We start from the raw sequence: 15766 nt of genomic DNA on the forward strand, positions 1-15766 counted from the left end.
ACAGATTATGAAATGAAAGTGAGTGATCCATGTGGATCTAACGCAAATTCAAAACCCTAGTTTTTTGAAAGATATGTCTATCAGTGAACTAGAGGGATTGAGTGAGGATATTCGTAAGTTTTTAATTGAAGAGCTCTCTCAAACAGGTGGACATATTGCACCTAATTTAGGTGTAGTAGAACTCACAATTGCTCTGCACAAATTATTTGATAGCCCGCAAGATAAATTTTTATGGGATGTAGGACATCAATCCTATGTACATAAAATTTTAACTGGACGTGCGAAAGAGTTTGGTACATTAAGGCAATATCAAGGTCTATGTGGTTTCCCGAAACGTTGCGAGAGTGAGCACGATGTATGGGAAACTGGTCATAGCTCGACTTCGTTATCGGCTGCAATGGGAATGGCTCTGGCACGTGATTTAAAGAAAACGAAAGAATATGTTATACCAATTATTGGAGATGGTGCTTTAACAGGCGGAATGGCTTTAGAGGCATTGAACCATATTGGACATGAAAAAACAGACATGATTGTTATTTTGAATGATAATGAAATGTCAATTGCACCAAACGTTGGTGCGCTTCATAATGTGCTCGGTCGTTTACGTACCGCAGGAAAATATCACTGGGTAAAAGATGAATTAGAGTATATATTAAAGAAAATCCCAGCAGTTGGCGGGAAAGTGGCTGCGACAGCAGAGAAAATAAAAGATAGTCTTAAATATTTACTAGTATCTGGTGTCTTTTTCGAAGAGTTAGGCTTTACATATTTAGGTCCAGTCGATGGGCATGATTATGAAAAGTTATTCGAAACGTTGCAATATGCAAAGAAAACAAAAGGCCCAGTGCTTGTTCACGTTATTACGAAAAAAGGAAAAGGTTATAAACCGGCTGAGAGTGACGTTATTGGAACTTGGCATGGAACAGGACCTTATAAAATTGAATCAGGTGACTTCGTTAAGCCGAAAGAAGTTGCACCAGCATGGAGTGCTGTCGTTAGTGAAACAGTACTTAAGCTAGCGAGAGCGGATGAGCGTATCGTAGCAATTACACCTGCAATGCCTGTTGGATCAAAACTTGAGAAATTCCAAAAAGAATTCCCAGATCGTATGATTGATGTAGGTATTGCAGAACAGCATGCTACAACAATGGCAGCAGGTATGGCAACGCAAGGAATGAAGCCATTCTTAGCGATTTATTCAACGTTTTTACAAAGAGCATATGACCAAGTTGTTCATGATATATGCCGCCAAAATTTAAATGTTTTCATCGGAATAGATCGCTCGGGATTAGTAGGAGCAGATGGTGAAACGCATCAAGGCGTATTTGATATCTCATTCTTACGTCACTTGCCGAATATGGTGCTTATGATGCCGAAAGATGAAAATGAAGGGCAACATTTAGTTTATACGGCGATGCAATATGAAGATGGACCAATCGCATTGCGTTATGCTCGCGGTAATGGACTTGGCGTTCATATGGATAAAGAATTAAAGGCGATTCCAATCGGTACGTGGGAGACGTTAAAAGAGGGTACACAAGCAGCTATTTTAACATTTGGTACGACAATACCAATGGCAATGGAAGCAGCTGAGCGTCTTGAAAAAGCTGGGGTTTCAGTGAAAGTAGTGAATGCTCGCTTTATTAAACCAATGGATGAAGCATATTTACATGATCTTCTAGGAAAGAATATACCGATTTTAACGATTGAAGAAGCTTGTTTAATCGGTGGTTTTGGAACAGGAGTAGTTGAATTTGCATCTGAAAATGGTTACCATAGTGCATTAGTTGAACGAATGGGTATTCCAGACCGCTTCATAGAGCACGGAAGTGTAACAAAATTATTAGAAGAAATTGGTTTAACGACAGATGCTGTTGTAGACCGTATTCATACAATGATTCCATCAAAACAAAAAAGGGCGTAACAAATGAGCGTAAAAAAAGAAAGAGTAGATGTACTATTAGTAGAGCGAGGACTTATAGAAACGCGTGAGAAAGCAAAGCGCGCCATTATGGCCGGACTCGTATATGCAAATGAGATGAGACTTGATAAGCCAGGAGAGAAAATCTCGCAAGATACTGAGATTACGGTGAAGGGACAAGTTATGCCGTATGTAAGTCGTGGTGGTTATAAACTTGAAAAGGCATTAGAGACATTTCATCTTGATTTACAAGATAAAGTTATGATAGATATTGGTTCATCAACTGGTGGCTTTACAGATTGCGCGCTTCAAAATGGAGCGAAATTATCTTATGCATTAGATGTAGGATACAATCAACTAGCGTGGAAATTACGTCAAGATGAGCGTGTTGTTGTAATGGAACGAACAAACTTCCGTTACGTGACACCAGCAGACTTAGAACGTGGTTTACCTCAATTTGCAAGTATTGATGTTTCATTTATATCATTAAAGCTTATACTGCCAGTTTTAAAAACAATGCTTATGCCTAACGGAGATGTAGCAGCGTTAATTAAACCGCAGTTTGAAGCTGGAAGAGAGCAAGTTGGGAAAAAAGGTATCGTTCGTGATAGAAAAGTACATGAAGCTGTTGTAGAAATGATTGTCGAGTTTGCTTTAAAAGAAGGCTATGATGTGGAAGGTTTAACATTCTCACCAATTACGGGTGGGGATGGTAATATTGAATTTTTAATTCATCTGAAATGGCATGGTGAACGTGAGAATGGCGAAAATCATTCTCCGATTTCTATAGAGCAAGTTGTTACAGAAGCGCATGACGTTCTAAAACAAAAAGGGAAAGGGGAATAACATATGTTGTTCCTCTTTTTGCTGTAATTGTATAATGATTGTAAAAACAATTGTGTACAAGAAACGAATTATAAGTTAACATAAATAAGTGAAGTATACCAATGTTTAAACTATGGTAAGAGATAGTGTGAGGTGCAAATGTATGAATAAAGGTCAGCGCCATATTAAAATCAGGGAAATTATTGCAAACAAAGAAATTGAAACACAAGATGAATTAGTTGATATTTTACGTAATGAGGGATTTAATGTAACGCAAGCAACAGTATCGCGCGATATTAAAGAACTGCACTTAGTGAAGGTGCCATTACATGATGGGCGCTATAAATATAGCTTGCCAGCAGATCAACGATTTAACCCGTTACAAAAATTAAAACGAAATCTAGTGGATTCATTTGTGAAATTAGACACAGCAGGACATATGCTTGTGCTAAAAACATTGCCTGGTAACGCTCATTCACTTGGAGCACTTATTGATCATTTAGAGTGGGATGAGATCATCGGAACCATCTGTGGTGATGATACTTGCTTAATTATTTGCCGTACACCTGACGATACAGGTGTTGTCTCTGATCGTTTCTTAAATATGTTGTAACAAAAAATCTTGTTTGCTTTCCATCGTAAAGTGGAAAGTGAACAAGATATTTTTATTGGTTAAAAATATGAATTTTCAATTGTAATATAATATTTTGTTTGCGTAAAGTTAAAAAATAGATGGATTGACCCGTAAAACAAATGTTTGGTACAATGAAGCGGGTTAGAAGAGTATATACATACAAATATATAGCATGATTATTTGAATGAAGAACTGAGAAAATCCTTTAGTAAGGGATTATTTTATAACGAGGTGAATGGGGCATTGTTATCGGAATTATCGATTAGAAACTTTGCTATTATTGAAGCATTAAATATTTCTTTTCAAAAAGGTTTAACGGTTTTAAGCGGTGAAACAGGGGCCGGAAAATCGATTATTATTGATGCAATTAGTTTACTTGTAGGTGGCCGTGGGTCAGCAGAATTTGTTCGATATGGAACAGAAAAGGCTGAGATTGAAGGGCTATTTTATGTTGAAGATGAGAAGCATCCATGTATTGAAAAGGCAGAAGAGTTAGATATAGAAATAGAAGATGGTATGATTATTTTAAAGCGTGATATTGCTGCGAACGGGAAGAGTGTATGTCGTGTAAATGGGAAGCTTGTTACACTTAGCATATTAAAAGAAATTGGGAAAACACTTGTTGATATTCACGGACAGCACGAAACGCAAGATTTAATGAATGAAGAACGACATCTGTTTATGCTTGATCACTTTGATGGGGATCGAATCGTTAAACAATTAGACATATATCAAAACGTATACGCTGACTATGAAAAATTAAAAAAACAATTGAAATCGTTAAGTGAAAATGAGCAACAAATGGCACATCGCTTAGATTTAATTCAATTTCAGCACGAGGAAATTCGCAAGGCGGATTTAAAGATGGATGAAGAAAATGAATTAACTGAGGAACGATTGCAAATTTCTAATTTTGAAAAGATTTATAAAGCGTTAGGTGATGCATATCGTTCTTTAAGTGCCGACGGACAAGGATTAGATAATGTAAGAAGTGCAATGGGGCAAATGGAAAGTATTACACATTTAGATGAAGTGTATCAAGAGAATCATGATTCAATTGCAAATAGCTATTACTTATTAGAAGAGGTTGCCTATCAACTGAGGGAAAAGCTCGATATGATGGAATATGATCCAAATCGTTTAGATGAAATCGAAACACGTTTGAATGAAATTCGTATGCTAAAGAGAAAATATGGAAATAATGTAGAAGAGATTTTAGCGTATGCTGATAAAATTGAACAGGAAATTTTTACGATTGAAAATAAAGACGTTCATATTGAAACGACGAAGAAACAGTTGAAGGAATTAGAAAGTGTTATTATGAAAGAAGCAACGTTGTTAAGTAATATGCGTCATGAGCTTGCAGAACACCTTACAAATGCAATTCATCAGGAATTAAAAGAATTATATATGGAAAAAACGAAATTTGAAGTGAGAATTATGAAGAGAGAAGGAAATGCAGAAGAGCCCCTTGTGGAAGGTGCGCCGGTAAGACTTACGGCGGATGGTTACGATCATGTGGAATTTTATATTTCAACGAACCCAGGAGAGCCGCTAAAACCACTTTCAAAGGTTGCTTCTGGCGGAGAGTTATCTCGTATCATTTTAGCTTTAAAAAGCATTTTTTCTAAGCATCAAGGGGTTGCATCTGTTATTTTTGATGAAGTGGATACGGGTGTAAGTGGCCGGGTCGCACAGGCTATTGCGGAAAAAATTTATCGAGTATCAGTAAACTCGCAAGTACTTTGTATTACGCACTTACCTCAAGTAGCTTCAATGGCAGATTCACATTTATTTATTCGAAAACAAGTAGCGAATGATCGGACAATTACATCAGTTACTGTTTTAACTATGGAGGATAAAGTAACAGAAATAGCTCGAATGATTTCTGGTGTGGAAATCACAGATTTAACGACAGAGCATGCGAAAGAATTACTTACGCAAGCGCATCATTTTAAACAGACAGCAGAGGCTATCCAGTAATGGATAGCTTTTTTTCTCAAATGACGATTTCTTAATTCTTCCGGTTATAAATAAAGCACTGCAAGGAGAGATTAAAAAGTGAAGCCAAGAGGCTGAATGTGGGGTAGGAGCGAGGAGAGTGAACAAGTTGAAATTAGAAAAATTTCGAAAAATAATAGGTCTTTGTCTCCTTGTTTCTTTAGTTTTTATTGGATGTTTTAAACCGCTTCGAACGTTTATTTCATCACCGAAACAACTTGTTGTTTTTGAAGGACAACAATCAGAAATATCATCATTACCAGTTTTCAAAGCTTCATCCACAAATCGTCATGTATTTACAGTGAGTTCGAATGAACAAAAACAAGGACTTATGGTAAATTCTCATCAAAATGGTGAAGCTGATATGGTATTTCAGCTTGCTGGTTTTCCAGTGAAAAAAGTAAATGTGAAAGTGTTAAAAGATTTTAAAGTGATTCCAGGTGGACAATCAATTGGTGTGAAATTAAATACAAAAGGTGTACTTGTTGTAGGCCATCATTTAATTCAAACTGAAAAAGGTAAAATATCTCCTGGTGAAACAGCAGGTGTACAAATTGGAGATATGATTACTGAAATTAATGGTAAAACAATTGAAAGAATGAGTGATGTAGCACCGTTTATTCATAATAGTGGAGAAACAGGTGAACCGCTTAATCTTGTATTGTTAAGAGATGGAAAATATATTCGTACGAAGCTAACTCCACAAAAAGACAACGGTGAATCGTCTTATCGAATTGGCTTGTATATCCGTGATTCGGCAGCTGGAATTGGAACGATGACATTTGTTCATCCAGATTCTATGAAATATGGGGCACTTGGTCATGTTATTTCTGATAATGATACGAAAAAGCCGATTCAAGTCGAAGATGGACAAATTATGCGCTCGACAGTTACATCAATTGAAAGAGGTAGTCATGGGAATCCAGGGGAGAAATTAGCAAGATTCTCACCAGACCGTGAAGTGATTGGCAATATTACAATTAATAGTCCATATGGTATTTTTGGAAAATTAAATACGAATATGAAAAACGGTATAATGGATAAAGCAATGCCTATCGCATTATCTCATCAAGTAAAAGAAGGACCGGCAAAAATATTAACAGTTATTGATCAAGATAAAGTAGAAGCGTTTGATATTGAAGTTGTTAGTACAGTGCAGCAAAAATTCCCAGCCACAAAGGGTATGGTAATAAAAGTAACAGATAAACGTCTATTAGCGAAAACGGGCGGTATCGTACAAGGAATGAGCGGAAGTCCAATTGTACAAAATGGAAAAGTAATTGGTGCTGTTACACATGTATTTGTAAATGATCCAACATCAGGATATGGTGTTCATATTGAATGGATGTTACATCAAGCTGGAATTAATATTTATGATCAAGAGAAAAAAGCGAGCTAATATATATTATTAGCTCGCTTTTTCTGTTGAAAAATTCGTTGAAATTTTGTAAAAGCTCCGCAAGAGGTGTTTTTTGTTGTAAAATAAAAGGAAAGGGTTGAACGTTTCGTTGTATTTCTATGATGGAATGTGTTGCGAAAGGGAATAAATGAACGATAAACATATTTTTTTGTGATTTTATCGGAAAGTAAGAAACTTTAAAAGGGAATTTTCACACAATTGTCGAACAATTCATGTAGCCTAGAAGGATACACATGTCGGAGAATCGATTCGGTAAGGGAGGAAAAGCTGTGGAGAAAATTAAAGTATGTCTTGTGGATGATAATAAAGAACTAGTATCAATGTTAGAGAGCTATGTAGCCGCTCAAGATGATATGGAAGTAATCGGTACTGCTTATAATGGTCAAGAGTGTTTAAACTTATTAACAGATAAGCAACCTGATGTACTCGTTTTAGACATTATTATGCCACACTTAGATGGTTTAGCTGTATTGGAGAAAATGCGACATATTGAAAGGTTAAAACAGCCTAGCGTAATTATGTTGACAGCATTTGGCCAAGAAGATGTGACGAAAAAAGCAGTTGACTTAGGTGCCTCATATTTCATATTAAAACCATTTGATATGGAGAATTTAACGAGTCATATTCGTCAAGTGAGTGGTAAAGCAAACACTATGATTAAGCGTCCACTACCATCATTCCGATCAGCCACAACAGTAGATGGAAAACCGAAAAACTTAGATGCGAGTATTACGAGTATCATTCATGAAATTGGTGTACCCGCTCATATTAAAGGATATATGTATTTACGAGAAGCAATCTCCATGGTATACAATGATATCGAATTATTAGGATCGATTACGAAAGTATTGTATCCAGATATCGCAAAGAAATATAATACAACAGCAAGCCGTGTGGAGCGCGCAATTCGTCACGCAATTGAAGTAGCTTGGAGCCGTGGGAATATTGATTCTATTTCGTCCTTATTCGGTTATACAGTATCCATGTCAAAAGCAAAACCTACGAATTCTGAGTTTATCGCAATGGTTGCGGATAAGCTGAGACTTGAACATAAAGCTAGTTGAGAGTAAAAGTAGTAAGGGATTTAAGCTTTAGTAAAGCTTAATAATTCTTGAAATTGATACTCGATATCAAATTTAAAACCAATGAACTTTTTATTTAAAGACCAATGAATGTTATAATTCGTTGGTCTTTTTATTTTGTTGAGAAAAAGAGATTATTTGATAGTATGGAAAATAAAACCTATTTTTAGTAATATTACATGTAAGTGAGTTTTTTATAAGGCAATAAAATAGATATAGATAGGGAGAAGGGGAATGGAAAATAAAATTTCAACTTGGCTAGGAATAGTAGCAGCTATGGGAGTTCTTGCTATTGCAGTTACATTTGGAATGTTAGAACTTGCAGATAATCCCGTAGATAAAGAAGTGAGTGCTCAAATAGATAAAAAAGAAGACCAAACAATAGTAGGTAGAGAGGTAGATGGGGTCGTTGTTGATGTGTATGTTACTGAAAATTCTACTGAAAGCGAAGTCATTACAGCGATGCATCGCATGACTCATCAAAAAGTGGTGGCAGAACGAAAATCGGGCTCTATCCCAATGATTCAAAGTAATACTAAAAAATTAAAAGAAATTATAAATAAGAGTAGCTTTGCGAAGAAAAATGAACTTTTAGCAATTGCTGATAGATGGGCGAAAAAAGATTTTAGTAAAATTGTAGAAGATCACAATTATTTCTCAGATGCTCAAGAAGATAGCGTTTGTAAAGCAACTAGAGCAATGGATGCGTTAGAAGAGCAACATTATATTTTAACTACATTCGGGGAGGAAAAAGCGAAAGAACTATACGAATCAGGGGATGCTCCGCACGTTCAATAAAAAACAATATAAAGGGCTTCTAGTTTTTTATGATCGTGTTTTTAGGACGCAATGGGGACTTATAAATAAATGGTCTGCTTTCTTTATGACGTGTAACAAAAAAGAAAAGATGTGATTCATTATTAAATGATGAAGGAACGGCTAAATCACATCGTAGTACATCTGTTAAAGGATTTTAGTAGGAAAGGCATCCGTGATATAATAGAAAATAATAAAAAGTCCTGCAAAAAACAGGACTGTATTATTCTTCGTCTTTATTTTGTTTTTCTAATTCAACTAGTTTTTGAATTAAAATGTGCTGCGGCATATGCATGAGTTGTTCAAGTGGAACACCTAGTGCTTTTGATAAGCGGACTGCAGTATCTGGAGAGATTTGTAATGGTCTCATAGAAGTACCTCCTTTTTCGTATAGTATAGCATAAGATTGGGGGAGTGAGGATGACTCTTATATTTGCACATCGTGGTGCGGCTGGAACGTACCCAGAAAATACAATGATTTCATTTGAAGCAGCTGAGTCTTTTAGAGCGGATGGAATTGAACTTGATGTTCAATTAACGAAAGATGGAAAAGTTGTCGTCATTCACGATGAAACGGTGGACCGGACAACAAATGGAAAAGGTGCGGTTCGGAATTATGTATATGAGGACTTATGCAAGTTAGATGCAAGTTATAAATTTGGTGATAAAGTAGGTTTTTGTAAAATACCACTTTTAGAAGAGGTATTAGAATGGCTTGAACAAACGAGTTTGCTACTTAATATTGAACTTAAAAATAATAAAATTCCATACAGAGGTTTAGAGGAAGAAGTTATAACGCTTGTACGGAAATTTAGTCTAGAGGATCGTGTTATATTTTCTTCGTTTAATCACTACAGTATGAAACGGTGCCATATGATGGCTCCTGATATTCAAACAGCAATTTTATATCGCGAAGGTTTGCATAGTCCGTGGGCATACGCGAAAAAAATGGGGGCTACAGCAGTACATCCGAATTATCGTTATCTTCAAGATGCTATTGCCGAACTAACGATGGAAAGTGGTGTAGAAGTTCGCCCTTATACAATTAATGAAGAAACGCTTATGCGTAAATATTTTGATATGAATATATCGGCGATTATTACTGATTACCCTGAAACGGCAAGAACGTTATTGCCAATAAAAAAATGAGACCGCGTGTAACGGTCTCATTTTTTTATTTATAAATAGTGGGGCATTCCTATCTTCTAAAGCGAGCTTGTACTTTATTTCGTTTGCGATCTCGGTGCAAGACGAAGCCACCAAAGATATAAAACCCGAGCGCGAAGCAGAGAGCGCCGATTAAAAATTGTAACCACAGTATGGAAATTGGTGGAAATGGAATCCCGAATACAGTATCTCTCATTAACTTTATACCAAACACAGCTAATGAAATAGGGATGAGTGCTAATAGTAGAGCAACGTAACGCTGCATACATAACGCTCCTTTTCAGATTATTTCGTATATTTTAATGATGTTATACGGAAAGGGGGTTTGTCAAGAGGGTGCTGAACGAGTAAGATAAGGGTGTGAAAAAAATTGCAGAGTTACTTCGAGAGGAAGTGTAATATATGAAACAAAAAGTATTAATTGTTGGTGCAGGTGAAGGCGGGAGCGCGCTGCTGAATCTGTTACAAAGTTCGAATATATTTCAAATTATAGGGATTATTGATATAAATCCGTTGGCAAAAGGACTACAAATTGCTAAGGAATACGGGATTACAATTGGAGAAAGTGTAACTCCATTTCTTTCTATGCATATCGATGTAATATTTGATATGACAGGTGAAGATGATGTACATAAAGTTTTATTAGAAAAAAAGAAAAAAGACACTCTTCTTATACCAGGTGATATCGCAAAAATTGTTACAGGATTAGCGCATGAGAAGGAAGGGCTAATTGGGCGGTTAGAGGAACAGACGCAACAAGGAGAATTAATTTTAAATTCTACACATGACGGCATGATTGTAATTGATCGAGAGGGACAAGTTCGTCTTTTTAATAAAAGTGCAGAGCGTATTATCGGATATAAAAAAGAAGAGGCGATAGGAAAGTATATTTTAGAAGTCATTCCAACTAGTAAATTACTTCGCATTATACGTACGAAACAAATAGAAGTAAATTATGAACTGACATTAGAGAATGGAAAGAAAATTATTACAACGCGTATTCCGATATTAAAAGAAGGAGGAGAGGTACAAGGGGCATTTGCAATTTTTAAAGATATAACAGAAGTTGTAGATCTTGCGGAAGAAGTTACAGACTTAAAAGAAATTCAAACACTATTAGAGGCAATTATTAACTCATCTGAAGAAGCGATTTCGGTTGTGGATGAAAAAGGAAGAGGTTTAGTCATTAACCCAGCATATACGAAATTAACGGGTTTAACAGAAGAAGATATTATTGGGAAGCCTGCTACAACTGATATTGTAGAAGGCGAAAGTATGCATATGAAAGTACTTCGAACGCGTCGTGCGGTGCGCGGAATACATATGAAGATTGGGCAAAAAAAGCGAGATGTAATTGTAAACGTAGCACCAGTTATTGTGGATGGAATATTGAAAGGAAGCGTCGGTGTTATCCGTGACGTGTCGGAAATTCAAAAATTAACAAATGAATTGAATAGAGCAAGGCAAATTATTCGTACATTAGAAGCGAAATATTCATTTGATGATATTGTCGGAAATTCAGATGAAACAACGGCAGCTATCGAACAGGCGAAGCTAGGAGCGAATACACCAGCAACAGTACTGTTACGCGGGGAATCTGGGACTGGTAAAGAATTGTTTGCACATGCAATCCATAATGGAAGTAATCGAAAATACAATAAGTTCGTCCGTGTAAACTGTGCGGCCATTTCGGAGACGTTGTTAGAAAGTGAATTATTTGGTTATGAGGAAGGGGCGTTTTCTGGAGCGAAAAGAGGCGGGAAACGTGGGTTCTTTGAGGAAGCGAATAACGGTAGTATTTTTTTAGATGAAATAGGGGAGTTGTCTGCAAATACACAAGCGAAACTCCTTCGTGTATTGCAGGAAAAAGAAATTGTAAAAGTTGGTGGAACGAAAGCGATACCTATTAATGTTCGAGTAATTGCAGCGACACATGTGAATTTAGAAAAGGCTATTCTAGAAGGGAAGTTTAGGGAGGATTTATATTATCGATTAAATAAAATTCCAATTCAAATTCCATCTCTTCGTCAACGTAAAGGAGATATACCGACAATTGCGGACAGATTGATTCAAAAAATTAATCAAGATTACGGTCGTAATGTAGAAGGGCTCACTGATTCAGCCGTTTTATATTTACAATCATACGAATGGCCAGGAAATGTGAGGGAACTTGAAAATATTTTGGGGAGAGCTATTATCTTTATGAATTATAACGAGACCTATATTGATGTACACCATTTACCGCCATTACATAACGAAGAGCAGGTGGAGTCAAAGCAATCTCATTTATTACCTGAATTAGAAGAAAAGCCACTTGAACATTTAGTGACAGAGTTTGAAGGGAATATTATTTATGAATATTTGGAGAGATTTGATGGGAATAAAACACAAACTGCAAAAGCGTTAGGAATTTCCGTTCGAAATTTATATTACAAGCTAGAAAAGTATGACCATGCAAAAAATAGCATGCAATAAATTGCGTACCGCGCAATTTATTGCATGGTATACAAAAAGCGACAAAATAAGACAGAATCTTTCGTTATTTTCCAAAGTATTGATTTTACTGCATTTTGAATGCGTTTTCATTATTGGTAAGACCACTTTTAAAAGTTGGCACGGTATTTGCTTTATAAATAGACGAGGGACGACGGAAAGGGTTGATTACAAAATATGAAGTTAGAATACTTAATTGATCAAGCAGCAGGAAAGCCTAAAAAAACTGTGGCTGTAGCAGTAGCTGAAGATCATGAAGTAATTGAAGCTGTAGCGAAAGCAATTAAATTACAGCTAGCTCAATTTCGTCTATATGGAAATCAAGAAAAAATAATGGGGATGCTACAAGAACATGGTTTACAAACTTCAGAACATGTTGAAGTGATTGCAGCAATGTCTAGTGCTGAAGCTGCAGAACTTTCTGTTAAAGCTGTGAGAAATGGTGAAGCAGATGTGCTTATGAAGGGGAACATCCCAACAGCGAATATTTTGAAGGCTGTGTTAAACAAAGAGTGGGGCCTACGTAAAGGTAGCGTACTTTCACATGTAGCAGCATTTGAAGTTCAAAATTACGACCGTCTTATTTTCGTTACAGATGCAGCGATGAACATCGCACCTGACGTAACACAAAAAGCTGCTATTATACAAAATACTGTAGAAGTTGCCCAGGCAATAGGAATCGACTTGCCCAAAGTGGCACCAATCGCAGCAGTAGAAGTTGTGAATCCAGCGATGCAGGCGACAATTGATGCAGCGATGTTAACACAAATGAATCGTCGCGGACAAATTAAAGATTGTATCGTTGATGGACCACTTGCTTTAGATAATGCAGTATCACAAATTGCAGCAGAGCATAAAGGCATAGTAAGTGATGTAGCAGGTAAGGCAGATATTTTACTCGTCCCAACGATTGAAGCTGGAAATGTGCTATATAAATCACTCGTATACTTTGCGGATGCAAAAGTAGGAGCAATGATTGCTGGCGCAAAAGCACCGATTGTTTTAACATCTCGTGCTGATTCAGCAGAAACAAAAGTATATTCATTAGCATTGGCAGTTGCGACTGCTTCAAAATAAACCAAAAAGGGTAAAACATTAGGGGGAAACGACAATGACATTAGAAATCTTCGAATACTTAGAAAAATATGATTATGAGCAAGTAGTATTTTGTCAAGATAAAGAATCTGGTTTAAAAGCAATTATTGCAATTCATGATACAACACTTGGACCGGCTCTTGGTGGAACAAGAATGTGGACATATGATTCTGAAGAAGCGGCGATTGAAGATGCATTGCGTCTTGCAAAAGGGATGACATACAAAAACGCAGCAGCTGGTTTAAACTTAGGTGGTGCGAAAACAGTAATTATCGGTGATCCTCGTAAAGATAAGAGCGAAGCAATGTTCCGTGCACTAGGACGTTATATCCAAGGACTAAACGGACGTTACATTACAGCTGAAGATGTTGGTACAACAGTAGATGATATGGATATTATCCATGAAGAAACTGACTTTGTAACAGGTATCTCACCATCATTCGGTTCTTCTGGTAACCCATCTCCAGTAACTGCATACGGTGTTTACCGTGGTATGAAAGCAGCTGCAAAAGAAGCTTTCGGTACTGACAATTTAGAAGGAAAAGTAATTGCTGTTCAAGGCGTTGGTAACGTAGCATATCACCTATGCAAACATTTACACGCTGAAGGAGCAAAATTAATCGTTACAGATATTAATAAAGAAGCTGTACAACGTGCTGTAGAAGAATTCGGTGCATCAGCAGTTGAACCAAATGAAATTTACGGTGTTGAATGCGATATTTACGCACCATGTGCATTAGGCGCAACAGTTAATGATGAAACTATTCCACAACTTAAAGCAAAAGTAATCGCAGGTTCTGCAAATAACCAATTAAAAGAAAATCGTCACGGTGACATCATTCATGAAATGGGTATTGTATACGCACCAGATTATGTAATTAATGCAGGTGGCGTAATTAACGTAGCAGACGAATTATATGGATACAATAGAGAACGTGCACTAAAACGTGTTGAGTCTATTTATGACACAATTGCAAAAGTAATCGAAATTTCAAAACGCGATGGCATAGCAACTTATGTAGCGGCAGATCGTCTAGCTGAAGAGCGCATTGCAAGCTTGAAAAATTCTCGTAGCACTTACTTACGCAACGGTCACGATATTATTAGCCGTCGCTAATCATTCATATATAACTTTTACAAAAGGCGTGGTTACCTCTTATGAGGTTTCCACTTCCTTTTGAATTTATTAGTGGAGGTAGCAACATTGTCTGTAAATCGAATTCTTGTTATTAACCCAGGTAGTACATCCACAAAAATTGGTGTTTTTGATAATGAAAGACCCGTTTTAGAAGAAACGATTCGTCATGACGTAGAACAGATTGGGAAATACAAGCGAATTATCGACCAATATGAGTTTCGAAAAGAAACGATTTTAGAAGTTCTACATTCTCATGGTATTAACATTTCAAAATTAAACGCTGTTTGTGGACGTGGTGGATTACTTCGTCCAATCGAAGGCGGTACGTATACAGTAAACGATGCGATGTTAGAAGATTTAAAAAATGGGTTTAGCGGTCATCACGCTTCAAACCTTGGAGGCATTTTAGCATATGAAATTGCTTCTGGATTAAACATTCCTGCATTTATTGTGGATCCTGTCGTTGTAGATGAGATGGAGCCAGTTGCTCGTATAAGTGGTATTGCTGGTATGGAACGTAAAAGTATCTTCCATGCATTAAATCAAAAAGCAGTTGCTCGTAAAGTAGCCGAACAGTTAAACCACAAATATGAGGATTTAAATTTATTAGTTACACATATGGGCGGTGGTATTACAGTTGGTGCTCATAAAAAAGGAAGAGTAATCGATGTGAATAACGGTTTAAACGGAGAAGGACCATTTAGTCCAGAGCGTGCTGGTACAGTACCAGTAGGGCAACTAGTAGAAATGTGTTTCTCTGGTGAGTATTACCGAGATGAAATGATTAAAAAGCTTGTCGGACAAGGTGGACTTGTAAGTTTAATCGGTACAAATGATGCGATTAAAGTAGAGAAAATGGTTGAAAAAGGTGATCCTGAAGCAACTCTTATTTATAAAGCAATGGCATATCAAGTTGCAAAAGAGATTGGCGGAGCTAGCGCTGTACTTCACGGGAAAATCGATGCAATCGTATTAACTGGTGGACTGGCATACAGTAAAATTCTTGTCGATGAAATAAAAGAGCGAGTGGACTGGATTGCAGATGTTATCGTACATCCAGGCGAAGATGAGTTAGAAGCGTTAGCAGAAGGAGCACTTCGTGTATTACGTGAAGAAGAAGCTCCAAAAGAATATGTTGTACGTGAAAAAGAAACGGTAGCTAGGGGTTGAGATA

14 protein-coding genes are annotated in these 15766 nt (G+C 36.8%); 12 read left to right on the forward strand and 2 right to left on the reverse strand.

Annotated elements, in window-relative coordinates; genetic code table 11:
• The first annotated feature begins 31 nt into the window (after positions 1-31).
• From dxs to ES895_RS03085, 7 genes are all read left to right on the forward strand, one after another.
• The gene (gene dxs, locus ES895_RS03050; RefSeq protein ID WP_000366454.1) at positions 32-1924 is read left to right on the forward strand and encodes a 1-deoxy-D-xylulose-5-phosphate synthase; all 1893 of its coding nucleotides are present in this window, start codon (positions 32-34) and stop codon (positions 1922-1924) included.
• Between the two features lie 3 nt (positions 1925-1927).
• The gene (locus ES895_RS03055; RefSeq protein WP_000111874.1) at positions 1928-2767 is read left to right on the forward strand and encodes a TlyA family RNA methyltransferase; all 840 of its coding nucleotides are present in this window, start codon (positions 1928-1930) and stop codon (positions 2765-2767) included.
• 142 nt (positions 2768-2909) lie between these two features.
• The gene (gene argR, locus ES895_RS03060) at positions 2910-3359 is read left to right on the forward strand and encodes an arginine repressor ArgR (RefSeq protein WP_001032580.1); all 450 of its coding nucleotides are present in this window, start codon (positions 2910-2912) and stop codon (positions 3357-3359) included.
• Between the two features lie 264 nt (positions 3360-3623).
• Positions 3624-5363 carry a DNA repair protein RecN gene (recN, locus tag ES895_RS03065; protein WP_000947765.1) on the forward strand — a complete coding sequence of 580 codons (1740 nt, stop codon included), beginning with the start codon at positions 3624-3626 and terminating at the stop codon, positions 5361-5363.
• Positions 5364-5481: 118 nt separating this feature from the next.
• Positions 5482-6780 carry a SpoIVB peptidase gene (spoIVB, locus tag ES895_RS03070; RefSeq protein WP_002000940.1) on the forward strand — a complete coding sequence of 433 codons (1299 nt, stop codon included), beginning with the start codon at positions 5482-5484 and terminating at the stop codon, positions 6778-6780.
• Positions 6781-7070: 290 nt separating this feature from the next.
• A complete protein-coding gene (gene spo0A / locus ES895_RS03080) occupies positions 7071-7865 on the forward strand; it encodes a sporulation transcription factor Spo0A (RefSeq protein WP_021727703.1) in 795 nt (264 codons plus the stop codon).
• 252 nt (positions 7866-8117) lie between these two features.
• Positions 8118-8681 (forward strand): PRK06770 family protein, encoded by a 564-nt coding sequence (locus ES895_RS03085; RefSeq protein ID WP_135238158.1) that lies wholly within the window; start codon positions 8118-8120, stop codon positions 8679-8681.
• 241 nt (positions 8682-8922) lie between these two features.
• On the opposite strand, the gene ES895_RS03090 is transcribed toward ES895_RS03085, so the two are convergent.
• Positions 8923-9069 carry a YycC family protein gene (locus ES895_RS03090; protein WP_001247671.1) on the reverse strand — a complete coding sequence of 49 codons (147 nt, stop codon included), beginning with the start codon at positions 9067-9069 and terminating at the stop codon, positions 8923-8925.
• Positions 9070-9119: 50 nt separating this feature from the next.
• On the opposite strand from ES895_RS03090, the gene ES895_RS03095 reads away from it, so the two are divergent.
• The gene (locus ES895_RS03095; RefSeq protein ID WP_000172580.1) at positions 9120-9848 is read left to right on the forward strand and encodes a glycerophosphodiester phosphodiesterase; all 729 of its coding nucleotides are present in this window, start codon (positions 9120-9122) and stop codon (positions 9846-9848) included.
• Positions 9849-9897: 49 nt separating this feature from the next.
• Here ES895_RS03095 and ES895_RS03100 read toward each other — a convergent pair whose 3' ends face one another.
• Positions 9898-10131, reverse strand: a complete 234-nt coding sequence (locus ES895_RS03100) for a DUF2627 domain-containing protein (RefSeq protein ID WP_016111657.1) — start codon at positions 10129-10131, stop codon at positions 9898-9900.
• 137 nt (positions 10132-10268) lie between these two features.
• Here ES895_RS03100 and ES895_RS03105 point away from each other — a divergent pair, with 137 nt between their 5' ends.
• The 4 genes from ES895_RS03105 to buk all read left to right on the forward strand — a co-directional run bounded on the left by ES895_RS03105 (position 10269) and on the right by buk (position 15762).
• A complete protein-coding gene (locus ES895_RS03105) occupies positions 10269-12341 on the forward strand; it encodes a sigma-54 interaction domain-containing protein (protein ID WP_087875716.1) in 2073 nt (690 codons plus the stop codon).
• A 195-nt stretch (positions 12342-12536) separates the two neighbouring features.
• Entirely contained in the window at positions 12537-13436 is a 900-nt protein-coding gene (gene yqiS / locus ES895_RS03115; protein WP_000764670.1) for a phosphate butyryltransferase, read from the forward strand.
• A gap of 34 nt (positions 13437-13470) precedes the next feature.
• On the forward strand, positions 13471-14571 hold the full coding sequence (locus ES895_RS03120) for a leucine dehydrogenase (RefSeq protein ID WP_000171357.1): 1101 nt from the start codon (positions 13471-13473) through the stop codon (positions 14569-14571).
• Positions 14572-14658: 87 nt separating this feature from the next.
• Entirely contained in the window at positions 14659-15762 is a 1104-nt protein-coding gene (gene buk, locus ES895_RS03125) for a butyrate kinase (RefSeq protein WP_000115780.1), read from the forward strand.
• Positions 15763-15766 lie beyond the last annotated feature (4 nt).

The sequence above is a fragment of the Bacillus sp. 007/AIA-02/001 genome (assembly GCF_004634455.1).
Classification (GTDB): domain Bacteria; phylum Bacillota; class Bacilli; order Bacillales; family Bacillaceae_G; genus Bacillus_A; species Bacillus_A cereus.